This window comes from Salinivibrio sp. PR932 (assembly GCF_001996125.1).
Classification (GTDB): Bacteria; Pseudomonadota; Gammaproteobacteria; order Enterobacterales; family Vibrionaceae; genus Salinivibrio; species Salinivibrio proteolyticus.
Window position 1 is genome coordinate 16,367 of sequence record NZ_MUFM01000001.1, and the last position, 23,415, is coordinate 39,781.

20 protein-coding genes and 3 tRNA genes are annotated in these 23,415 nt (G+C 48.9%); 16 read left to right on the forward strand and 7 right to left on the reverse strand.

Going from position 1 to position 23,415, the window contains the following annotated elements; translation table 11 throughout:
* Positions 1 to 9: 9 nt before the first annotated feature.
* The 3 genes from oppB to BZG84_RS16305 all read right to left on the reverse strand — a co-directional run bounded on the left by oppB (position 10) and on the right by BZG84_RS16305 (position 3,532).
* Positions 10 to 930: an oligopeptide ABC transporter permease OppB gene (gene oppB, locus BZG84_RS00080; RefSeq protein ID WP_069590926.1), complete on the reverse strand. Its 921-nt coding sequence runs from the start codon at positions 928 to 930 to the stop codon at positions 10 to 12.
* 121 nt (positions 931 to 1,051) lie between these two features.
* Positions 1,052 to 2,722, reverse strand: a complete 1,671-nt coding sequence (locus BZG84_RS00085; RefSeq protein WP_077662214.1) for an ABC transporter substrate-binding protein — start codon at positions 2,720 to 2,722, stop codon at positions 1,052 to 1,054.
* A 645-nt stretch (positions 2,723 to 3,367) separates the two neighbouring features.
* Positions 3,368 to 3,532, reverse strand: coding sequence for a hypothetical protein (locus tag BZG84_RS16305; protein ID WP_157893162.1), 165 nt, complete (start codon positions 3,530 to 3,532; stop codon positions 3,368 to 3,370).
* A 586-nt stretch (positions 3,533 to 4,118) separates the two neighbouring features.
* On the opposite strand from BZG84_RS16305, the gene BZG84_RS00090 reads away from it, so the two are divergent.
* The 3 genes from BZG84_RS00090 to BZG84_RS00100 all read left to right on the forward strand — a co-directional run bounded on the left by BZG84_RS00090 (position 4,119) and on the right by BZG84_RS00100 (position 6,430).
* Positions 4,119 to 4,523 carry a MerR family transcriptional regulator gene (locus tag BZG84_RS00090; RefSeq protein ID WP_069590921.1) on the forward strand — a complete coding sequence of 135 codons (405 nt, stop codon included), beginning with the start codon at positions 4,119 to 4,121 and terminating at the stop codon, positions 4,521 to 4,523.
* A 190-nt stretch (positions 4,524 to 4,713) separates the two neighbouring features.
* A complete protein-coding gene (locus BZG84_RS00095) occupies positions 4,714 to 5,286 on the forward strand; it encodes an LON peptidase substrate-binding domain-containing protein (protein WP_077677910.1) in 573 nt (190 codons plus the stop codon).
* A gap of 241 nt (positions 5,287 to 5,527) precedes the next feature.
* Complete coding sequence (locus tag BZG84_RS00100; RefSeq protein ID WP_077479316.1) at positions 5,528 to 6,430, forward strand: YvcK family protein; 903 nt, start codon at positions 5,528 to 5,530, stop codon at positions 6,428 to 6,430.
* On the opposite strand, the gene BZG84_RS00105 is transcribed toward BZG84_RS00100, so the two are convergent.
* The 3 genes from BZG84_RS00105 to uvrB form a co-directional block, all read right to left on the reverse strand.
* Positions 6,392 to 6,751: an Hpt domain-containing protein gene (locus BZG84_RS00105; RefSeq protein ID WP_069590917.1), complete on the reverse strand. Its 360-nt coding sequence runs from the start codon at positions 6,749 to 6,751 to the stop codon at positions 6,392 to 6,394. The two genes, BZG84_RS00100 and BZG84_RS00105, sit on opposite strands and share 39 nt — an antisense overlap.
* 17 nt (positions 6,752 to 6,768) lie before the next feature.
* A complete protein-coding gene (luxO, locus tag BZG84_RS00110; protein ID WP_232112025.1) occupies positions 6,769 to 8,214 on the reverse strand; it encodes a quorum-sensing sigma-54 dependent transcriptional regulator LuxO in 1,446 nt (481 codons plus the stop codon).
* A 305-nt stretch (positions 8,215 to 8,519) separates the two neighbouring features.
* Positions 8,520 to 10,547 (reverse strand): excinuclease ABC subunit UvrB, encoded by a 2,028-nt coding sequence (gene uvrB / locus BZG84_RS00115; RefSeq protein ID WP_077455456.1) that lies wholly within the window; start codon positions 10,545 to 10,547, stop codon positions 8,520 to 8,522.
* Between the two features lie 652 nt (positions 10,548 to 11,199).
* Between uvrB and BZG84_RS00120 the strand changes: the two genes are divergently transcribed.
* The 11 genes from BZG84_RS00120 (at position 11,200) to gloA (ending at position 19,621) form a co-directional block, all read left to right on the forward strand.
* Positions 11,200 to 11,275: transfer RNA gene (locus tag BZG84_RS00120), tRNA-Asn, on the forward strand.
* A gap of 141 nt (positions 11,276 to 11,416) precedes the next feature.
* Positions 11,417 to 11,492 (forward strand) — tRNA-Asn (locus BZG84_RS00125).
* A 133-nt stretch (positions 11,493 to 11,625) separates the two neighbouring features.
* Positions 11,626 to 11,701, forward strand: a tRNA-Asn gene (locus BZG84_RS00130).
* Positions 11,702 to 12,397: 696 nt separating this feature from the next.
* Positions 12,398 to 12,982, forward strand: coding sequence for an electron transport complex subunit RsxA (rsxA, locus tag BZG84_RS00135; protein ID WP_069590073.1), 585 nt, complete (start codon positions 12,398 to 12,400; stop codon positions 12,980 to 12,982).
* Positions 12,979 to 13,554, forward strand: coding sequence for an electron transport complex subunit RsxB (rsxB, locus tag BZG84_RS00140; protein WP_077479315.1), 576 nt, complete (start codon positions 12,979 to 12,981; stop codon positions 13,552 to 13,554). Before rsxA ends, rsxB begins: the two co-directional genes overlap by 4 nt.
* Complete coding sequence (gene rsxC / locus BZG84_RS00145; RefSeq protein WP_077479314.1) at positions 13,554 to 16,091, forward strand: electron transport complex subunit RsxC; 2,538 nt, start codon at positions 13,554 to 13,556, stop codon at positions 16,089 to 16,091. Before rsxB ends, rsxC begins: the two co-directional genes overlap by 1 nt.
* Positions 16,092 to 16,096: 5 nt before the next feature.
* Positions 16,097 to 17,176: an electron transport complex subunit RsxD gene (rsxD, locus tag BZG84_RS00150; protein WP_077479313.1), complete on the forward strand. Its 1,080-nt coding sequence runs from the start codon at positions 16,097 to 16,099 to the stop codon at positions 17,174 to 17,176.
* Positions 17,173 to 17,808: an electron transport complex subunit RsxG gene (gene rsxG, locus BZG84_RS00155; RefSeq protein ID WP_077479312.1), complete on the forward strand. Its 636-nt coding sequence runs from the start codon at positions 17,173 to 17,175 to the stop codon at positions 17,806 to 17,808. Before rsxD ends, rsxG begins: the two co-directional genes overlap by 4 nt.
* On the forward strand, positions 17,808 to 18,506 hold the full coding sequence (locus BZG84_RS00160; RefSeq protein ID WP_077674220.1) for an electron transport complex subunit E: 699 nt from the start codon (positions 17,808 to 17,810) through the stop codon (positions 18,504 to 18,506). The genes rsxG and BZG84_RS00160 overlap by 1 nt, the downstream gene beginning before the upstream one ends.
* Before the next feature lie 12 nt (positions 18,507 to 18,518).
* Entirely contained in the window at positions 18,519 to 19,160 is a 642-nt protein-coding gene (gene nth / locus BZG84_RS00165; protein ID WP_069590063.1) for an endonuclease III, read from the forward strand.
* Between the two features lie 44 nt (positions 19,161 to 19,204).
* Positions 19,205 to 19,621 carry a lactoylglutathione lyase gene (gloA, locus tag BZG84_RS00170; protein WP_069590061.1) on the forward strand — a complete coding sequence of 139 codons (417 nt, stop codon included), beginning with the start codon at positions 19,205 to 19,207 and terminating at the stop codon, positions 19,619 to 19,621.
* Positions 19,622 to 19,707: 86 nt separating this feature from the next.
* On the opposite strand, the gene motY is transcribed toward gloA, so the two are convergent.
* Positions 19,708 to 20,565: a flagellar protein MotY gene (motY, locus tag BZG84_RS00175; RefSeq protein ID WP_232112026.1), complete on the reverse strand. Its 858-nt coding sequence runs from the start codon at positions 20,563 to 20,565 to the stop codon at positions 19,708 to 19,710.
* Positions 20,566 to 20,742: 177 nt separating this feature from the next.
* Here motY and rnt point away from each other — a divergent pair, with 177 nt between their 5' ends.
* Both rnt and BZG84_RS00185 read left to right on the forward strand, forming a co-directional pair.
* A complete protein-coding gene (gene rnt, locus BZG84_RS00180) occupies positions 20,743 to 21,420 on the forward strand; it encodes a ribonuclease T (RefSeq protein ID WP_077479309.1) in 678 nt (225 codons plus the stop codon).
* A 476-nt stretch (positions 21,421 to 21,896) separates the two neighbouring features.
* Positions 21,897 to 23,204 carry an outer membrane protein transport protein gene (locus BZG84_RS00185; protein WP_077479308.1) on the forward strand — a complete coding sequence of 436 codons (1,308 nt, stop codon included), beginning with the start codon at positions 21,897 to 21,899 and terminating at the stop codon, positions 23,202 to 23,204.
* Positions 23,205 to 23,415 lie beyond the last annotated feature (211 nt).

Sequence of the window (23,415 nt, forward strand, 5' to 3'; positions counted from 1 at the left end):
ATGTCACCCCTAGTAACGGATCTTAGGATCGATATACGCCAGCAGGATATCGACGATAGCGTTAAACAGAATGGTGAGCGTACCAATTAAGATGGTGCAGCCCAGTACCAGTGAATAGTCGCGGTTAAACGCTGCGTTCACGAATAACTTACCGATGCCAGGCAAACCAAAGATGGTTTCAATTACAACCGAACCGGTAATAATCCCCACAAACGCAGGCCCCATGTAGGAAACAACCGGTAGCATCGCCGGCTTAAGTGCATGTTTAACAATAATTTTGGGGTAACTCAGTCCTTTCGCGCGAGCGGTACGAATGAAGTTACTGTTCAAGGTTTCAATCATGCTGCCTCGAGTAACACGCGCAAATGTTGCCACGTAAAGCAGCGACATGCCTATCATGGGTAGGATCATGAATTGCCAGCCACCACCTTGCCAGCCACCAGCAGGAAGCCAACCGAGATTAATCGAGAAGATATAAATTAACACTGGAGCGAGAACAAATGATGGCATTACCACCCCAAGCATGGCTGTCGACATGATGGCATAGTCAATCCAGGTGTTTTGCTTGAGCGCCGCAATGGTGCCAATCGTGACCCCAAACACTAAAGTGAACAAAAACGCCAATGCGCCGATTTGGGCAGAGACTGGAAATGCCCCCGCGATCAGTTCGTTCACCGAAAAATCGATGTATTTAAATGAGGGCCCAAAGTCACCCTGTAAAATATTGCCAAGGTAGGTGGTGTATTGTTCGAACACCGGCTTATCCAAGCCATACTTAGCATTAATGTTGGCCATTACCTCTGGGGGTAACGGACGCTCACTTGAAAAAGGGTTGCCGGGCGCAAACCGCATTAAGAAAAAGGAAACAGTGATCAATACCAACAAAGTTGGAATGGCTTCCAAAATTCGCTTAGCGATAAATTTCAACATAGCTGTACCGTATCGTTTTGAGAATCACAGCGAGCGCTGTCTGAATAGACCTCACAGACAGCGACAGCCAGCCAAGGAAGCCGCCGATGGCGACTCCCTTAGTTAGCTGTGAGTCAGGGGTTTATTCCGCTTTAATGTAAAGATCTTTAGAGTAGATCTTCTCTTCAGCGTTATTCGCAGGGAACCCGCCCACTTTCGGGCTAAGGAGACGCGCTTTAACATACTGATAGATAGGCGCGATAGGCATGTCTTTCGCCATTTGCGCTTCTGCGTCTAGGTACAGTTGCTCACGCTCAGCATCATCCGTGGTTTCCATCGCTTTTTGCATGATGGCATCGTAGGCTTTGCTGTCGTAATGCACACCGCCTGATGTATTGGTGCTGCGCATCAATGTTAAGAAGGTAGAGGCTTCGTTATAGTCACCACACCAACCTGCGCGTGCCACATCAAAGTCACCTTCATCCTTGGTGCTCAGGTAGGTTTTCCACTCTTGGTTGTTGAGCTCTACATTCACACCCAGCTTGTCTTTCCACATTTGACCAATCGCAACGGCCAGTTTTTTGTGGTTCTCACTGGTGTTGTAGAGTAATGAGAAATCAAGTGGATTGCTTTCGTCAAAACCCGCTTCCTTGAGAAGACGTTTTGCTTCTGCATCACGCTCTTCTTGAGTCATTTTCGCATAAGCCGGTAACTCTGGTGAGAAACCTGCAGTAATTTCCGGCGTGAGGAAGTAAGCAGGCTTTTGGCCTTGACCCAGTAGCGCGTCAGTCACGACATTACGGTCAATGGCGTAAGACAAGGCTTTACGCACTCGAACGTCATCAAAGGGTTCGCGCTTGGTGTTGAACAGGTAATAGTAGCTACACAGGTTACCGACGATCGAAAGATCTTCAGGGTGCTCCTGTTTAAGACGACGGAAATGCTCGTTGGGGATTTCATACGTCATATCAATCTCACCGGCCAAGAAGCGATTCATTTCTGAGACTTGGTTTTCAATGGGTAAGAAAGTTACTTTATCTAACGTCGTGTTTTCATTATCCCAATACTGTTCGTTACGCTTGAGATCAATGCGCTCATTGATTACCCAGTTATCAACGACATAAGCGCCATTGCCCACAAAGTGCTCAGGCTTTGTCCACTGATCGCCATACTTCTCAACGACTTTTTGGTTCACAGGCTTCATGGTGGTATGACCCATCATTTTCACCAAGTAAGGCACCGCGGTATCTAAGGTGACTTGCAGTGTGTGATCGTCGAGCGCTTTCACACCCAAAGTGTCTTTGTCTTTGGTGCCATCAACAATGTCTTTGGCATTGAGCATATGGGTATAAGCGACATACCACGAGTATGGCGACGCGGTGTTCGGATCGACAACACGTTTAAAGCTGTATTCAAAGTCGTGTGCGGTGACAGGATCGCCATTTGACCACTTAGCATCCTTACGCAAGTAAAAGGTGAACACTTTGTTGTCTTCGTTTTCCCAGCGCTCTGCAACCCCAGGGATCACATTGCCGTCGGCGTCTTGGTTAACCAAGCCTTCCAGCAAATCACGAATGACGTGAGATTCAGGCACACCTTGGGTCTTGTGCGGGTCAAGTGAAGCGACTTCAGCACCATTACCACGGACCAACTCTTGCACTTCAGCAAGTTTTGGCTCACCAGCAGGCGCTTCGGTTTTCGTTTCAGGGCTCGTTTGGGAGGTTTGTTTTTGCTCTGGTTCACTACATCCTGTAAGAGCCAGAGATAGGCCAGCGCCCATAAAGAGGGTTCGGGTGATCGTGTTTAGCTTCATCGTGTAACTCCATAACAATCGCTATATGCATCCGTGACAATCAACACAGGGGATAAAGCGTCCTTCGTGCCTAAACACGTATTGCTCACCGACCTGTGCGGATTAATGGCAAAACATTACCAATCAGCGCTGTGTTTTGCCACAACACTGAAGTATTTTGCCATAAAACGGCAATAAAAACTCATATTTAACTAGATATAAACGACAAATGAGAACAATAATCTGGTATGAGCTGTAATAAGTAGCACTTTATTCACAGAAAGAATTAAAAAACCGAATAAATTTCCATTTATACTGTTTCTGCGTACTGGCTAATCATTTGTGACTATCATTCCGCTCGGAAAACAGACAAACCGCTGTGACACTATTTATCTGCAGATGATCACACTCAGCTCAAACCCGAAAATGTTACTCATATGTAAATGATGCCACTAAACGCTATTTGTCAATAAAACTCAACCCTAACGCTTTACCATAATGTCAGAGAGGTACCACGGTCACAAAACAACCGCTCTCAGCGCTGATAGGAGCGACCAAATAAATAACATATTCATCAACATGTTAGTTAGGAGCAGTGAGTCTTCACCTCAGCCTAGATATAAAAAAGCCAGCGAATTTCGCTGGCTAGGTCAAAGATATCAAATCCTATTTTTTGGCTTCATCGGTTTCGAAAGCGGGATGGTCCTCCTGAGCCGAGTCTCTATCCTGATCGTATAAAGAACGCCCTTCTTCCCGGGCTTTTTCCATTTGTGGTACTGCGTCGTGGATCATTTCTTTGATTTTCTTATTGCTATAGCGCTTGTGCTTCATTGTGTCCTCCTGAACAAGTAGCCATTCGGCACAGACACTCAAACTAAGGCGATTGGCGCCCTAAAAGGCGTTTGAGTACAAACCGCTTGTGCAACATTTAAGCTACACCTTTGTCACAGGAAAAGCAAAACACTGTCAATGGATACTCCACCGCGCGTTATCGACCGCTTACCGGATTGTTTTAATAACATTAAATGATAATAAGTCTCTGTTTAGACCAAATACCAATATCGTTGCTTTTTTGAGCAAATAAGATTGTTATTCGATTACATCTAGCCCATCATACACGTGATGGTGAGTTGTTCCCGACACCATCACAGTTTTCACTTCCGACAAAGAGCTACAACTGACAATGAGACCACAAGGTTCAACCTCTCGCCCACTGTGCGCGCGCGTTCGTCATGGTTACAACCCAAATAAGGGTAAAAAACCACAACGCGACAGCTAACAGTTGCGAGTGAAAGTAAATAATTAATAGCCTCCCTCGGAGGCTATTTTTTTATCCAAAAATACCGACGCCATACCTTGCGATGTCGCTGAGCTCGGTTACTATGCAGCAACGTGCAACAATAGGGACATTGATGCCATGGCAACCTCGGTCAACCATCGCTACAAAATTTCTGAACTGGCAACACTCTTTGGCCTGTCACATCGAGCCATTCGCTATTATGAAGCTGAAGGATTAATCGCGCCTGAGCGTAAAGGTCAGCAGCGCTTATATCGATATCAAGACTATTTACGCCTGTCTCTTATTGTGAGGGGAAAACGCCTCGGCTTTTCTTTGGCAGAAATGAGAGAGCTTTTTGAACTGTACGACGCGGAAAAAAACACACCACGCGCACTCCAACAAATGATTCAGGCCATTCAGCAACGTCAACGTCGCTTGCAGCAACAACAAGAAGACATCCAAGCCATCATGGACGAGCTCAATCGCGCCGAAACTCAGTGTTATCGTCAACTCAGCAAGTGGAGTCGCCAACCGTCTTCATAAGCGTCATTGCAGAATAGTACAAAAGCTCATACATTTGCGTCGCAAAATGCGACTAAACCGATTCTACTTGTCTTAAAAACACCGGCTTCCCTTGTCCTTACTAGGATACATGGGCATTTAGAAAAGTAGGCACCCCTTTTGCAGTATCTAGATTACTAGACCGATTTATTTGCTCGTCAGGGGGTGCATTATGGCTCAATCTACACCGATTTTGTTTAACGACCGCCACATTCTACCTGGAGGTAGAATTCCGCTTCGTATCCCTGCGGGTAATGCGCTGAATACGCTCGTATTCGCCATGAAGCATGGGTTACCGTTGGGCGTGTGTATGGCGGACAGCAACAGCCAATGGCAACACACCAATATTGGCACCTTTGTCGATATCGAAGACTTCACCACCAGCCAGGAAGATGGATGCTTAGTTGTCACCGCCCGCGGCACTGCACGTTTTTCGATCCAAACTTTTAACCAACAACAGAGCGAGATGCTGTTTGCTTCTGTGAGCGCACTGCCTCGCTGGCCGGATTGTCAAGTAGACGACCAAAGCCAACCCCTTGTCGAGCGATTACAGTCGATGTTTGAACGGTATCCAGAGTTGCAAAAAATGCACCGCCAAACCGAGTTTTCTAACCTGAGCTGGCTGTGTCAGCGTTGGCTAGAATTGCTGCCACTTCCTACTACAGAGAAACAGCAGCTGATGGCCAACAACTCTTGTGGCACCACGCGGGATTACCTTCTTAGCATGATGCAAGATCCGCATTAACGCGGCCAAACAAACGCAAAAGCGGTGACGTGTCGAGCGTCACCCCTTTATCCCCCTATTTTTTAGTGCTGCCTTGCGATTTGGCCTATTCACTTAATTTGGTGGTTTTATAGGCAAGGGTAACCACCACAGTTACCCTTTTTTATTGCCAATTCACAAAACCCTGCCCTGACTTTTACACTTTCGGTCACTTATTCAGTAAACTCAGCGTTTACGTACATAGCACATCGAACGGTTACTCATGACCTTATCGCCTCTTTCTGATCGAACAACCCGCATTGTCGCCATTGGTGGCGGACACGGACTTGGCCGCGTGCTGTCGGCGCTAAGCGAGCATGGCAGTCGTGTCACGGGTATAGTGACTACCACAGATAACGGCGGTTCGACGGGCCGCATCCGTGCTTGCCAAGGCGGGATAGCATGGGGAGATATGCGTAACTGTCTCAATCAACTCATCACGGAACCGTCTGTCGGCTCCATGCTCTTTGAGTACCGTTTTAAAGGTAAAGGGGAATTAAACGGTCACAACCTCGGGAACTTGATCCTAACCGCATTAGATAACCTATCGGTTCGTCCGCTCGAAGCCATTCAGTTGATCCGTGATTTGCTGAATGTAAAAACACATATTCTCCCTATGTCAGAGCACCCGTCTGATCTCGCTGCGCTGACCGCAGATGGGGAGACGGTGGCTGGGGAAACCCATATTGATGAGCTCCCGCAACCTCCCTCAAGACTATTCTTATCACCGACAGTGCCGGCGACTCGCGAGGCCGTTGAAGCGATTGAGTTGGCGGATGTCATTTTGCTCGGACCAGGAAGCTTTCTGACCAGCGTCATGCCCCCATTACTGGTTCCTGAACTCAGTCGCGCTCTCAAACATAGCCAGGCCAAAATCGTCTTTATTCGTAACCTCGGTAAAGAATTGGGACCTGCAGGCGCGATGCCCTTGGCTACCATGCTGGCATGGTGTGAACGAGCGATGGGCGGACGACAAATCGACTGGGTGTTGGGTGAAACGGCAGAGGCAAATTTAGCTGAACGTTATCAACAAAAAGAGGCCCAATTGGCCTCTTCAAATCACAGTTGGCGTCATGACAGAGACAAACTACGTCAAGCTATTGATGAAGTCCTGCTCAACAGCTAAGTCACGGTATGTCGATGCTGTGCCGCGTAGCATATCGGTCAGCTCATCTAAATGATGCGACATCCATTCATCTTGTCCTTGACGGACACGAGATTCGCACTCACGGGCCATTTCCGCTAGATCGTCTGCGCCAAAACTGGCGGCGCTGCTTTTAATCGCATGACTAATTTCTCGTACCTGTTCAATAGACGGTGAGCCTGAAAGCTGAGAATGATATTGGGAAAGCTCATCGCTGAATACCGTTAAAAGAACGGTAACAGTATCTTCCCCTACTTCCAAAGCCAGTCGACGTAATGTTTCAGTGTTCACTGTGGTGGCCATACATCCGCTTCCTATCATTAATTCGCCGCAGTTTTTTGCCAAGCTTGTAATTTTCTATAAATGGTCGAGGGGCTAACTTCCAATAACCCTGCTGCTTGCGGAATGTTGCCATTACAGGCATCAATCGCAACTTCAATGGCACGTTTTTCCGTTTTCCACAGCGGTTCGATATCCGATTTACTGATTGCAGTCAGGTTATCATCACTCTGTTCGCGTGCCGTCAACGTTTGCAGTGCCACCTCTGACCGAGTGTCCGGATGGGACGATGCAATTTCGACACCAGATGCGCGCGCGAAAGGAGGCGGAAGCATTTCGGCAGTGACTTCCTCACCATTGTGCAGCACCACTATATTGCGGATTACGTTCTGGAGTTGGCGAACATTTCCGGGCCAATCATACTCAAGCAATTGTTTTACAACGGCTTCATTGAAGCGACAAAAGTCTTTTCCTTCCTCGGCAGAAAACAGCGCCAACAGGGCATTGGCTATTTCTAGGACATCACTGCCTCTGTCTCTTAATGGTGGAAGCGCGAGAGGGATCACATGGAGTCGGTAGTACAAATCTTCACGAAACTTTCCTTGCTGAACCTCTATCCAAGGATCACGATTTGTGGCGCACACAAAACGGACATCCACTTTTTTTACTTTAGAAGAGCCCACTTTTTGAAATGTGCCGGTTTGGATAAATCGCAGCAATTTGGATTGCAAATCCAAATCCATTTCGCAAATTTCATCCAAAAACAAGGTGCCGCCATCCGCTAACTCAGCTGCCCCATCACGCTCAGCCGCTGCACCTGTAAACGCGCCTTTCACGTGACCAAATAGCTCACTTTCAATCAAGTCTTTAGGAATCGCCGCACAGTTCAAGGCAATGATGGGTTTATTGCTGCGCGTACTTGCCGCATGGATGGCTTCAGCACACACTTCTTTACCCGTACCACTTTCCCCGGTAATAAAGACGGTGGCTTTACTGGGCGCCGCCGATTCTATAACCCGATAGACCGCTTGCATGGGTAAACTGCGACCGATGAAGCCATGATATTCTCCCTCTTGCCGTTCAGACTGCGATTGACTCGCTACTTTTGGCTTGAGTGATTTATTCACCGTCACCCTAAGTTGATCTGCTTCACACGGCTTGATCAGAAAATCGTTGGCACCATTGCGCATCGCATCCACCGCCGCGTCAATAGACCCATGCGCGGTCATAATGATCACCGGCAAACTTGGCGCGTTCGCACGGACATGAGCCAATACGTCGATCCCCGACATATCCGGTAACCGAAGATCGAGTATAATTAGCGCGAGCTGATCACCCTGTTGTGCAAAGAAATTCAGCGCTTCCTGACCCGTCCCAACGATCTCTACCTCCACATCAAGTGGGTTTAGGTAAGATTTGTAAAGGGCAGCCACTGACGCGGTGTCTTCTACCATCAGTATGCGTTTACTGTTTGATAGTGTTGGCATTTGTCCTCCGAGGGTGGCGTCTCGCATCCCATAATCGATGAAATTGTTATGCGTCACGCTCATGATGATCGCACGAGCGTATGCGAAATGCGTTGCATTATGCAATCACATTTGCAGCTTAATGATAACAACTCACTAAAACCACACGGTTTGTCCATGTAAAGCCGCATTATAATAGTTGGCACGCTGAATGCATAATAGAGGATGACCCTTTTGGGGTCACCTAGCCAACTGACGTTGTTTGTGAGTACATGCTCACTGAAACACTACAGCCAACCTGTCGTTTTAGGTTGGCTTTTTTTTATTTAGCTATTCGCGATAAACTGCTCTCGCAGCACTTGAATTTGATCGCGTAATTGTGCCGCGCTTTCGAACTCTAAGTTTTGCGCCGCTTCATACATCTGTCCTTCCAGCTTCTTAATCTGAGCATCAATGGCTTGAGGCGATTGCAGTGTATAATCTGCATCCGGCTCTGCCACAGCGCGAAGCGACTTCATGGCTGGCTTACCTTTCTTCACGCGTTTGCCCGCCGCCATTTCCATCACGTCCATGACTTTTTTATTCAGTTTCTGCGGGGTGATGCCATGTTCATTATTATAGGCAATTTGTTTAGCTCGACGTCGCTCGGTTTCATCAATCGCGCGCTTCATCGACTTTGTAATACTATCGCCATATAAAATCGCTTTACCATGGAGGTTACGCGCCGCCCGCCCAATGGTTTGAATCAAAGAACGCTCCGAGCGCAAGAAGCCTTCTTTATCGGCATCCAAAATAGCGACCAGTGAGACTTCTGGCATATCGAGTCCCTCACGAAGCAAGTTAATCCCGACCAATACGTCGAACTCCCCCAAGCGTAAGTCACGAATGATTTCCATACGTTCCACCGTATCAATATCAGAATGAAGATACCGAACGCGAACACCATGCTCTTGCATATATTCAGTCAGATCTTCGGCCATGCGTTTGGTGAGCGTAGTCACTAACACCCGCTCGTCACGTTCTCGGCGTGCTCGAACCTCGGAAAGCAAATCGTCGACCTGCGTCGCGACAGGCCGTACCTCAATCTCAGGATCAATCAGGCCGGTAGGACGCACTACTTGATCAATCACATCTCCCGCGGACTTCTCAAGCTCATAATTACCCGGCGTTGCGGAGACATAGACCGTTTGCGGTGCCAGGGCTTCAAACTCATCAAATTTTAGCGGACGATTATCAAGTGCTGATGGCAACCTAAAGCCATAATCCACGAGGGTTTCTTTTCTTGAGCGGTCGCCTTTAAACATTGCCCCGATTTGAGAGACAGTCACGTGCGACTCATCGATAATCAAAAGTCCATCCGCAGGCAGATAATCGAACAGCGTCGGAGGCGGCTCACCTTCAGCGCGTCCACTCAGATAGCGCGAATAGTTTTCAATCCCTGAGCAATAACCCAACTCGTTCATCATTTCGATATCGAACTGCGTCCGCTGAGTAATGCGCTGCTCTTCAAGAAGTTTGTTATTGTCGAGCAGATACTTTTTCCGCTCAGCAAGCTCAACCTTGATTTTCTCGACCGCATCCAAAATCCGCTCTCGTGGTGTGACATAATGCGTTTTGGGATAAATCGTACACCGCGGAATATCTCTAGCACTGACTTGGCCAGTTAAGGGGTCAAACACGCTAATGGTTTCAACTTCATCATCAAATAGCTCAACGCGGATGGCATCTTGATCAGACTCGGCGGGGAAAATATCAATGACTTCACCGCGCACCCGAAACGTGCCACGCTCAAACGCGAGATCGTTGCGCGTATACTGAAGCTCGGCGAGCCGCTTTAAGATAGTACGCTGATCGAGCAAGTCGCCTCGGCGAATATGCAGCATCATTTTTAAATAAGAATCGGGATCCCCCAAACCGTAAATAGCCGACACAGAGGCCACGATTACCACATCGCGTCGCTCCATCAGCGCCTTGGTGGCAGAGAGTCGCATCTGCTCTACGTGATCGTTTATGGATGCATCTTTCTCAATAAAAGTATCGGTAGAGGGCACATAGGCTTCCGGCTGATAGTAGTCGTAGTAGGAAACAAAATACTCAACCGCATTATCAGGGAAAAACTCTCTCATCTCTCCATAAAGTTGCGCCGCTAATGTTTTGTTAGGGGCAAGGATCATGGTCGGACGGTTAAGCTCAGCAATCACATTCGCCATGGTGAAGGTTTTTCCCGACCCCGTGACCCCTAACAAGGTCTGATGTGCAAGCCCAGCTTCCAACCCCTCACATAATTTATTGATTGCTTCTGGTTGATCACCGGATGGTTGGAATGAAGAACGAAGAGAAAATGTTTTACTCATCAAGCTATCCTTTTGGGCCACAAGCCAATCACGCTATTGTCCGGACTCACTTTGTCGAGTCAATCTGTCGAGCCATTTTACCAAAGCGAACGACAAATCGATCTTTTTTATCCATAAACGTTGACCTTAAAAAACGACCTAGATAGACTGTCTATCCGCTTTAGGAAATCCCCGCTAAAGACACTTTCAAAACGCCAGTATCTAGGCAAAATCATCGATGTTTTCGATAATCTATCCCCGCTATTCACTCATCGTTTATTTTTCATACCGTGCATAAACACGCACCGCTCTTCGTTTTCATCACTCTTCAAAAATTAAAAATCGCGAAATTTCAGTACTCTATAGGTTAACCATATAAGTTTAATTATGATCAATTGCATAAAATCAACACTATAATGATTTCCTCAAGATCTGCACACACACTTATCCACAGATTTTGTGGGTAACTCTACAGAGGCCTTGCGTACTCTGCCTTCTCACAAGTCAAGACATACCATGCAAGCCAAAGCTGCAAAACTTACCGTTTTGTGCGAATTGTCAACATATAGCGTTTACCTTTTCAGCATTCAGTCAAAAAGGTCAAAATTCTTCACTGCATCCCGTTGACACCCCTAAATCTGCTCGCTAAGATTCGCCCCGCTTTCAAGGCAATTCCCCCTTAGTTCAGTTGGTAGAACGGCGGACTGTTAATCCGTATGTCGCAGGTTCGAGTCCCGCAGGGGGAGCCAATTTTTGTGAAAAGCTATGCGTTGCGCATTACCTGTACCACTTCTGCTACGCAGAATATGTCGCAGGACTAGGCGTCCCCGTTGAGTACCGAGCGGGAGCCACTTTTCATCACATGGTGAACGTTATTCTTGAAAAGCAATTCCCCCATAGTTCAGTTGGTAGAACGGCGGACTGTTAATCCGTATGTCACTGGTTCGAGTCCAGTTGGGGGAGCCAATTTTATGTCCGATGACAGACTTAGTTATTCAAGCTAATCGTTCCGCAATGCGGAATATGTCACTGGGCTAGGCGTACCCAACTAGGCGTTCCCGATGACTCCAGTTGGGGGAGCCAATATCAAAAAATCTGTTCCCCCTTAGTTCAGTTGGTAGAACGGCGGACTGTTAATCCGTATGTCGCAGGTTCGAGTCCCGCAGGGGGAGCCACCTTACTTATCACATTGAGACTGTCTGTAAGTGTTTATCCTATCTGCTGCGCAGATTATGTCGCAGGACTAGGCGTCCCCGTTGACTGCCGCAGGGGGAGCCACCTTCTTTATCACATCGATACTGTCTGTAAGTGTTTATCCTATCTGCTGCGCAGATTATGTCGCAGGACTAGGCGTCCCCGTTGACTCCCGCAGGGGGAGCCATCTTCTTTATCACATCGATACTGTCTGTAAGTGTTTAATCTATCTGCTACGCAGATTATGTCGCAGGACTAGGCGTCCCCGTTGACTCCCGCAGGGGGAGCCATCTTCTTTATCACATCGATACTGTCTGTAAGTGTTTAATCTATCTGCTACGCAGATTATGTCGCAGGACTAGGCGTCCCCGTTGACTCCCGCAGGGGGAGCCACCTTCTTTATCACATCGATACTGTCTGTAAGTGTTTATCCTATCTGCTGCGCAGATTATGTCGCAGGACTTTCTCAATCACTCTCCAAGCCGCTGCGCTTTTTTGCACCACCACAAAACTGATCGTCTTATTGTTCCATCCACTACCCTCAAGTAAGCGTTGTGATGGTCCGTTACGCAGTCCTTACACGAGCCAACACAAAAACCCTGCTTTACAGCGGTTGTTATAGCCGCGCCAAAGGCCGATAATAGGCAGATCACAAAAACATTAAATGATTAAACAGCATGGCTGAGTATTTGTTGCTTTTAGTGGGCACGGTATTGGTCAACAACTTCGTACTGGTGGAGTTTTTGGGCCTGTGTCCATTTATGGGCGTTTCAAAAAAACTGGAAACTGCAATAGGTATGGGTCTCGCAACGACGTTTGTACTGACCCTTGCCTCGGTGAGCTCATATTTGGTTGAAACCTATATACTGGTCCCACTTGAGCTGGGTTATCTGCGAACACTGAGTTTTATCTTGGTCATCGCGGTTGTTGTGCAATTTACCGAAATGGTGGTGCACAAAACCAGTCCCACTCTGTATCGCTTGCTCGGCGTATTCCTGCCTTTAATTACGTCGAACTGTGCCGTTCTTGGGGTCGCACTGCTTAATATCAAGCAACAACACAGCTTTATCGAGTCCATCATCTATGGGTTCGGCGCGGCCTGTGGTTTCTCGCTGGTGCTGGTGCTTTTTGCTGCCATGCGTGAGCGTATTGCGGCCGCTGACGTACCCGCTCCATTTCGTGGCGCCTCCGTGGCAATGATCACGGCCGGGTTAATGTCTCTCGCCTTTATGGGCTTTACAGGATTGGTGAAGTTGTCATGAGTGGAATTGTTATTGCCGTTGTGGTTCTTGCGGCACTGGCAGCCATCTTTGGTGCCATCCTCGGTTTTGCATCGATCCGCTTTAAAGTGGATGCCGACCCAATCGTGGATCAAATTGACGCGATTTTACCCCAAACCCAATGCGGCCAATGTGGCTATCCGGGCTGCCGTCCTTATGCCGAGGCCATTGCAAACGGCGACGATATTAATAAGTGCCCGCCAGGCGGCCAACAAACCATTGAGAACTTAGCCGACTTGATGGGGGTCGAAGCAACAGAACTGGCGCATGACGAAGAAAAAAGCGTCAAAAAAGTCGCCTTTATCCACGAAGAAGACTGTATTGGGTGCACCAAGTGTATCCAAGCCTGTCCAGTGGATGCCATCGTGGGTAGCACAAAAGCGATGCATACCGTTATCGAGCAAGACTGTACCGGTTGTGACCTGTGTGTAGCCCCTTGCCCCACGGATTGTATTGAAATGATTCCGGTACAAGACACACCGGAGACTTGGAAGTGGAAACTGGAACAAATTCCTGTGGTTGACGTAACAAATAAACAGGGAGCACAAGCTTGATGTCAAGCCTTATTGAGCAAATCAAACACGGCCAAGTTTGGGACTTCCATGGCGGCATTCATCCTCCTGAAAACAAAAAACAGTCCAATCACAGTGCCATTCTACCGGTAGCCATGCCAGAAACCTTGGTGCTTCCGCTTAAACAACACATTGGCAGCAAGGGTAAACTTCTGGTCAAGGTTGGCGATCAGGTCTTAGCCGGCCAACCACTGACCGAAGCCGATATGCAGCAATGCGTTCCCATCCATGCCCCAACGTCAGGAAAAGTGATCGCGATTGAAGAGAGAACCATCGCGCACCCATCGGGCTTATCGGATCAATGTGTGGTTATCGCACCGGATGGCAAAGATACTTGGGGACCAAAGCCACATTTACGGCAATATCGCGAACAAGCTCCAGAACAGCTGATCAACCACATTCGTGCCATGGGTATTGCCGGCATGGGAGGTGCAGGCTTCCCGACTGCACGCAAATTACAAAGTGGCGTCGCCCGCACCGAGATCCTGATTATCAATGCAGCAGAGTGCGAGCCTTACATCACGGCAGATGATCGTTTGATGCAAGATTGTGCCAACGAAATCATCACCGGCACCCAGATCCTCATGCATATTGTCAAACCAAAACTTGCCGTGATTGGTATTGAGGACAATAAACCCGAGGCCATCGCGGCATTAAAAGCAGCGGCAGCACAAGCTGAGCAAGAGATCTTAATTCAAGTGGTGCCCACCAAGTACCCATCAGGTGGTGAAAAGCAACTGATCAAACTGATCACGGGTAAGGAAGTACCGGCCAAAGCGTTTCCCGCCAGTATTGGTGTGCTGATGCAAAACATCGGAACGACCTACGCGATTAAGCGTGCGGTGATCGATGGCGAGCCCTTGATTCAACGTGTGGTCACCCTTACAGGGAAAACGTTACAAACGCAGCAGAACCGCTGGGCATTATTAGGTACACCCATTGCGTTTTTGCTTGCCCAGCATGGCTACAAGCAAGATAAAAAATTACCCCGTGTGATTATCGGCGGCCCTATGATGGGCTTTACGGCACCTCATGACGAGGTTCCTGTGACCAAAACCACTAACTGTATATTGGTCCCCACTCGCCGAGAAATCGCCCCAGCTCAACAGGAAATGGCCTGTATTCGCTGTAGCGCCTGTGCTGATGCCTGCCCTGTTAATTTACTTCCTCAGCAATTGCAGTGGTACGCCAAAGATCAAGACTACGACAAATGCCAAGATTACGATTTATTTGACTGTATCGAGTGTGGAGCTTGTGCGTACGTGTGCCCAAGCGAAATCCCCTTGGTGCAATACTATCGCCAAGCAAAAGCTGAAATACGTGAAATAGAAGCAGAGAAAGAGGCCGCCGAGCGCGCACGTCAGCGCTTTGAGGCTAAAAAAGCACGTATGGAGCGCGAAAAGCAAGAGCGTGAAGAGCGACACCGCCAAGCTGCAGAACGCCGTAAGCAAGCCGCTCAGCAGAATGCAGGTAACAATGATGCGCTCGCAGCTGCTGTTGAGCGTGTTAAAGCGAAAAAAGCCGCCCAGCAAAACAGTGACGTAAAACCTGCCGTTGCAGCAGCCATTGCTCGCGCTAAAGCAAAACAAGCGGAAGCCGCTAAGGCGGGACAAGAAACACCCGACAACAGCGAAATGATGAAGCTGCGAGAGGCACGCAAGCAGCAGGCTCGTGAGCGAAAAGCAGCAAAAGCTGCCGCAACGCCTGTAGACGCAGAGCAAAACAGCGAAAAGAAAGATGCAGTCGCCGCTGCCATCGCCCGCGCCAAAGCACGCAAAGCGGCTGAGCAATCCGATGCGCCTGCGAAACCCGCTTCTGCGACATCAGACAGCAGCGATGCGGGTGATAAAAAAGCGGCGGTCGCAGCGGCCGTCGCCCGTGCCAAAGCGCGCAAAGCGGCACAGCAATCCGATGCGCCTTCGGAACCCACTTCCGCGGCACCGGAAAGCAGCGATGCGGGTGATAAAAAGGCTGCGGTGGCCGCAGCCGTCGCCCGTGCTAAAGCCCGTAAAGCAGCACAGCAATCCGATGCGCCTGCTAAACCCGCTTCCGCTACGTCAGACAGCACCGATACAGGAGATAAAAAAGCGGCGGTGGCCGCGGCCGTTGCCCGCGCCAAAGCACGCAAAGCGGCTGAGCAATCCGATGCGCCTGCTAAACCCGCTTCCGCGGCACCAGGCAGCACTGATGCGGGTGATAAAAAAGCTGCAGTCGCAGCGGCCGTTGCCCGCGCCAAAGCACGCAAAGCGGCTGAGCAATCCGATGCGCCTGCGGAACCCGCTTCCGCGACACCAGACAGCACTGATGCGGGTGATAAAAAAGCTGCAGTCGCAGCAGCCGTTGCCCGTGCCAAAGCGCGTAAAGCAGCACAGCAAGAATCAACGGATAGTGAGGCGAGTCATCAAGCGTCTACACCATCCGCTGAGCCACAAAATGACAAGAAAGCAGCTGTCGCAGCCGCCGTTGCGCGCGCTAAAGCGAGAAAAGCTGCCCAACAAACCAGTGAAGATAAGGAATAATTGCCGTGGCGTTTTTTATTGCTAGCTCTCCGCACGCCCACAACAAGCGCTCAACCAGTCAAATCATGCTTACAGTCCTTCTGTGTGCACTACCTGGTTTGGCGGCCCAGTGGTACTTCTTTGGTTGGGGAGTCATCATTCAGTTGGCACTTGCCATCTCGACAGCATGGGCAGCTGAAGCGGTCGTTATGCGACTTCGTCAACGCCCCCCGCTTGCTTATTTGCGTGATAATAGTGCGCTACTCACTGCATTTCTGCTCGCTGTGGCCATTCCACCGCTCGCGCCTTGGTGGGTCATCGTGATTGGTACGCTGTTTTCAATCATTGTAGCGAAGCATATTTATGGCGGCTTGGGACAGAATCTATTCAACCCTGCCATGGTTGGCTATGTGGTGCTTTTGATCTCATTTCCTGTGCAAATGACCACTTGGCTTCCGCCAGAGAGTCTCGCCGCCTATCCACTCACCTTAGGCGATGCTTTATCTGCAATTTTCAGTGGTTTCACCTTAGACGGCTTTAGCGTTAACCAATTACGCATGACCGCTGATGGCGTCACTATGGCCACGCCTCTCGATACGATTAAAACAGCACTCGCTGGGGGTAAAACGGTCAGCGAAGCGCTTCAACAGCCTATTTTCAGTGCCATTGCTGGCGAAGGGTGGGCATGGGTAAATGCCCTATATTTGGTGGGCGGATTGGTGCTAATTCAACGTGGCATCATCAACTGGCATATTCCAGTTGCCATGCTCTCCGCCTTGCTGACATGCGCTTTAATCGGCCATTTGATCGCGCCCGACCAATTAGCCTCTCCGCTCATTCACCTCTTGTCGGGGGCAACCATGCTCGGCGCTTTTTTTATCGCCACGGATCCAGTTTCTGCCTCCACCACTGATAAAGGGCGTTTGTGGTTCGGCGGTATTATTGGGGTATTGGTTTTCTTAATTCGTACTTGGGGCGGTTATCCAGACGGTGTGGCTTTCGCCGTGATTATCGCCAACTTGTGCGTCCCTTTGATTGATTATTACACCAAGCCACGTACCTATGGCCACACCCATAAACGTGCAGAGAAGAAGTCACAATCATGATTGAAACCATTCGCAAACACGGTGGGATCCTTGCGATAGCGGCACTGCTCTCCACCGCGTTAGTTGCTATTACACATGCGCTCACCGAAGACACGATTCAAGAGCAACAACAAAGACAGTTGGCGAAGGCCCTGAACCAAGTGATCCCTGAATCGATGCACGACAACGCCTTACACAAGACCTGTCGCTTGATTCAAAATACCGATGCATTAGGTACCGACGAAGCACAGCCTTTTTACGTTGCCACCCAAAATGACACAGTCACCGCAGTGGCCATTCAAGCCATTGCTCCCGATGGTTACAATGGCGCGATTAGCGTGCTCATTGGGATGGATGCCACCAGCCATAACGTATTGGGTGTGCGTGTTCTTGCCCACAATGAAACACCAGGGCTGGGTGATAAAGTCGATATTCGTGTTTCAGACTGGGTTCAAAGCTTTGCGGGTAAAAAAGTGACGGCAGAGAACGATAATCGGTGGGCCGTGCGCAAAGATGGCGGACAATTCGACCAATTTACCGGCGCGACAATCACGCCTCGAGCCGTGGTAAAAGCGGTGAAAAAGGCAGCTTGGTTTGTCAGCCAGAATCAAGATGTACTGATCAATCAGCCCGTTAATTGTGGAGGTCAATGATGAACACCGCCCATAAAGAGTTGATGAAAAACGGCTTGTGGAGTAACAACCCAGCCTTCGTACAACTTTTAGGCCTATGCCCGCTGTTAGCAGTATCAGCAACCGTCACCAATGCCCTCGGATTGGGGGTGGCGACCCTCGCGGTTCTCGTCGGCTCAAACCTCATTGTATCTGTGATTCGAGATTGGGTACCCAAAGAGGTCCGTATCCCGATTTTCGTGATGGTCATTGCCTCTTTGGTAACTTGTGTTCAGTTGGTGATGAATGCCTATGCCTTTGGCCTTTACCAATCACTAGGGATTTTTATCCCATTAATCGTCACCAACTGCATCATTATTGGTCGTGCAGAGGCCTTTGCCTCTAAAAACCCGGTGGGACTGTCAATCAGTGATGGCTTTTGGATGGGGACAGGAATGACAGCCGCTCTCGTGATTCTTGGCGCCATCCGCGAAATACTGGGCAACGGCACCTTATTTGATGGTGCTGACCTATTGCTCGGGGACTGGGCCGCTGCGCTCAGGATTGAGATTTTTCAATTTGACACCAGCTTTTTGCTCGCCATTTTGCCCCCCGGCGCTTTCCTTGCGGTCGGGTTTCTCATTGCGCTGAAAAATATTATTGATAAGCACTTGGCCAGCAAAACAGAAAAAGACCAAAAACCTGTTATCGAGCGCGCGCGGATCACAGGGAATCAGTAACTGAGTAGCACGATGAACAAACAAAAGCGTCAAGAGATACTAGAACGACTGAGAGACAATAACCCTAACCCTCAAACGGAGTTGAACTGGTCAACTCCTTTTGAGTTGCTTATTGCAGTGTTACTCTCAGCACAAGCAACAGACGTGAGCGTAAATAAAGCCACGGCAAAGCTCTATCCGGTAGCCAATACACCACAGGGGTTACTGGATTTAGGCGTTGAAGGCGTTAAACAGTACATCAAGACCATCGGGCTGTTTAACTCAAAAGCAGAAAACGTGATTAAAACCTGTCGCATCTTGGTCGAAAAACACCAAGGCGAAGTGCCTGAAAACAGAGAAGCCTTGGAAGCCCTTCCCGGTGTCGGGCGTAAAACGGCCAACGTGGTACTCAATACGGCATTTGGTTGGCCCACTATTGCGGTCGATACGCATATTTTCCGCGTCTCGAATCGCACCAAGTTTGCCGTGGGCAAAAACGTGAACGACGTAGAAGAAAAGCTGCTCAAGGTGGTGCCAAAAGAATTCAAAGTTGATGTTCATCATTGGCTTATTCTGCATGGACGCTACACCTGCCTGGCGCGCAAGCCGCGCTGCGGGAGTTGCATCATTGAAGATCTGTGTGAATACAAAGAGAAAGTCTACCCCGAAAGCTAACCGCTACAGGTTAGTGACTGGTAAACGAAAAAAGGAGCAACGTCATGTCGAACGGCAGAATTTTACATACCATGATCCGTGTAGGAGACCTTGATCGTGCCATCAAGTTCTACACTGAGGTGATGGGAATGCGCCTACTGCGCACCAATGAAAATGAGCAATACAAATATAGTTTGGCTTTTGTCGGCTACAGTGATGAATCTGAAGGGGCGGTGATTGAGCTCACTTATAACTGGGGCGAGAGCGACTATGATCATGGCAACGCATTTGGTCATATCGCTATTGGTGTCGACGACATCTACGCGACCTGTGAGCAAATCCGTCAGGCTGGTGGAAACATTACCCGTGAGCCAGGTCCAGTAAAAGGTGGCAGTACTGAAATTGCCTTTGTGACTGACCCAGACGGTTACAAGCTCGAGCTGATCCAGAACAAAAGCGCGTCTGCCGGCCTAAACGGCTAACTCACGCGGTTAATTACCACGATTTACGCCGTGGTGAGAATAGAAAGCCCAGCGGTCATGCTGGGCTTTTTGACATTCAATCAGGGCTACAGCAAGGTCCGTCCTAAAGAGATCACCACGCGTCGGTTCTTGCTTCGTCCAATCGGGTCGTTATTGTCTGCAATTGGACGTCGCTCCCCATAGGCTTCCACCGTAATCCTATCTTCAGGAAGTCCAAGAGACGTAAAATAGTCGCGTAACTTTTTGGCGCGCCGTTCAGACATTTGCTGATTAGCGGCACGTGTTCCGCGGGAGTCCGAATACGTTGCCACAAGGATAAGATCGATATCATCACTGTAACGAACAAACTCTGCGATCTGTGTCAGGCGCTGCATACTCGCTTTCGTCAGTTCATCACTGTTTTCTTGATACCGCAGCACCGTAAATGAAATATCTTCAAACGCATACGGCAGTAGGCTATTTAAGCAACGGCTAAACTCATGATATGGCGCACCAAACGCCACCGCAGACAGCGCAATATCAACACGCTGCTGTTGTCGTTGCCAATCTTGAAAGCTAAAGGTAGGGAATCGCCCATCTTCTAACTCACTGAGCATCGCCCATGCCGTTTGTCCGCCAACATAACCATCAAATTGCTTGAAGAACTTCAGTTGATCCATATATTTCGCCGGCTCACCAGGCATCCAGTCTGCGGGCATAGAGAGCAAAGAAACGTCTGCGGTTTTTCCCATCGGACGCTGCATATCGAGTTCAAAGTCTAAATTCATCTCTTTACTGGCGCGAGAGGTAAATGAGGCTTGCCCATAACGAGGAATGATGTGCTCCAAGCGACACTCAATCGGCGTATCTATGGTGACCGTCCAGTTGGATTCCCCTAACGGCGCGACGTAAAGCTTGTTTGCCCATGCGGGTAAGGCCAGCCATAGCCCGCTGACTGCAACCATTATCCCGAACACCGACGGGCGACTCATTGTCCTAAAAACCGATTTTCGCATCATACTCTCTTTACGCTTTAGCGCAGTGTGTAACTTAAGATATCGACGTGAGTCACGCCGACTTTAGCTTAACGCCGCGATTTGCGATAATCACGCTTTTATTCTTCCCAGTAAAGTGACGACTGCATGAGCCAAGATCTCGATCCAAATAGCCTTAAAGCCCGTTTCCGCGGCTATTTTCCTGTTGTTGTGGACGTAGAAACCGCAGGATTTAACGCAAAAACCGATGCTTTGTTAGAAATCTGCGCCGTCACCCTAAAAATGGATGAACAAGGCTGGCTGACACCAGATAAAACCATTCACTTTCATGTCACGCCATTTGAAGGCGCAAACCTTGAGCCAGCGGCGCTCGAATTTACTGGCATTCGAGACCCATTTAGCCCACTGCGTGGCGCGGTTGATGAAGGAGAAGCACTGCGCGAGATTTTCAAGCTGATCCGTAAAGAGCAAAAGGCGGCAGAGTGCCAGCGCGCGATCATGGTCGCCCACAATGCAAACTTTGATCATAGCTTCGTCATGGCCGCCGCTGAACGCGCGCAATTAAAGCGCAACCCTTTCCATCCTTTCGCGACATTTGATACAGCGGCACTCAGTGGGCTTGCGCTCGGACAAACGGTATTAGCAAAAGCCTGCCAAGCCGCTGAGATTGCATTCGACAATAAAGAAGCACATAGCGCCCTTTATGATACTGAGCGCACCGCAGAGCTCTTCTGTGAGATAGTTAATCGCTGGAAACGCCTAGGCGGCTGGCCACTAGCCATCACGTCCGAGAACAGCGATGCATCGACGGCATCGGAGACCTAAGATTATCCATGCATGAGGCGACCCAATCGGGTCGCTTTTTTCACCCAGACACCTTCCCTCGACTTTAGGCTCTTAAGCTTTAAATACGCCCTATTCATTTTGTTAACAATATGTTTGCCATCACATTTTTGCGATCTGGTTGTCACCTAACCTTAACGCTTCCACAAAGAGAATTTAAACAGGCACACAAAGCATGCGCAACAAAGCACAGCAAGAAAAAAGGCGTAAAATCAATAAGTATTTTAATAAATCATTGAGTAGAGTTTTTACTTAAAACGTCCAATACAAACGCATGCTAACAATTCTCGCATATCACTTAGCTTTCCCTTTTGAAACCTCCCTTTAACAAATGGCAAATCGGTGCCACTATTAGGTGTGAATAACATCCGACCACTTTTGTAGCCCAGAGAACATGGGCACGGAAGGGGGCGGCCCTAAAGGACAAGAAGCTAAATAATCAAGGAGTGAGGCGCGCTATGTCATCACTATTTAAAAAATCGCTAGTGGCAACCAGTTTATCTTTGCTAGCCGTGCAAGCTCATAGTGCCGGCTTCCAAGTGTCAGAGACCTCGGTATCCGGTTTAGGGCGAGCCTTTGCCGGTGAAGCCGCGATTGCGGATAATGCCGCAGTCGGCGCACGAAACGCTGCCGCCCTAACCCGCTTCAATACCACCGCGTTTTCGGGTGGTTTAAGTATCATTGACCCAGATGTGCATGCGGACGTTCAAAGCGCAAACAATGGTGCAGTATCAAAAGCAGCTCTAGAAGCTCTAGGAATGTCTACAGAAGCGAAAGATATAGCGCCAACCGAGTACGTACCTAGCTTCCATTTAATCCATCCTATCGATGACCAAATTGTTGTTGGCTTTTCCGCCTTCTCTAATTTTGGCCTATCTACCGAATATCCTAAAGATTTTGCGGCTGGTGTGGGTGCTGGGGATACAGCACTCGTCACGATGAATTTCAACCCTAACATCGCATACAAAATTAACGAACAATGGAGTGTCGGCGCGGGCATTAGCGCAATTTATGCAGATGCAGAGTTGAATCGATTTGCTGGTGCCGCTGCGGGAACACCCTCATTGCCTGGTACATCTTCAGCAACGGATCGCATCGCGCACCTCAAAGGTGATGGCTGGGGTTTTGGATGGAACCTTGGTGCTCTATGGGAAGTTAACGAAGATAATCGCTTCGGACTTTCTTATCGTTCACAGTCTGATATTACCCTTGAGGGTAACTATGAAGGGCTAGCCACAGCTTCTGTAGGCAAGCCTGGACAATCAGTATCAGGCGAACTTGAGCTAAACCTCCCCGAAATCATTGAGTTTTCAGGCTTCCACCAGCTTAACCAACAGATCGCACTACACTATAGTGCTATGTATATCGGATGGGATAGCTTCCAAGAGTTAAAGGCGACTAGCTCTCCATCAAACTGTAATGACGGCACCGCCGGGCAGTGTTTGCAAAAAGATGAAAACTGGGATAACAGCTGGCGCTATGCGTTGGGTGCCACCTATACCATGGACAACCACTGGGCGTTCCGAGCGGGTTATGCGTATGACGAGAGTCCTGTAAACGCTAAAGATCGCACACTGAGCATTCCTGACTCTGATCGTCATTGGTGGAGTCTAGGTGCAACCTATACTGCAAATGACAACCTTTCTATTGATGCTGGATTTGCGTACTTGGACGGAGAGCAGGTAGACGGAAGCGAGGATGGCTTTGCTTTCTCAGCCGGTGGTGACGCGTATATCTACGGGTTGCAGCTGAACTACTTGTTCTAACCTCAATCAGCAAATACTCGTATCAAACGGCCAGCTTTATGTTGGCCGTTTTTTTGTTCGTGTCGAAGTAATAAAAATCTTTTCTGCTGCAGAAATCAACCTGCCAAATAGGTAGACAACCAAACAAACTGGCAAGCCAATTTTTTAGCGCTTTAGCGACCTTCACTTTTTTTGATGAAATAAAATAACAAAAAAAGTCGATTCCCCCTCG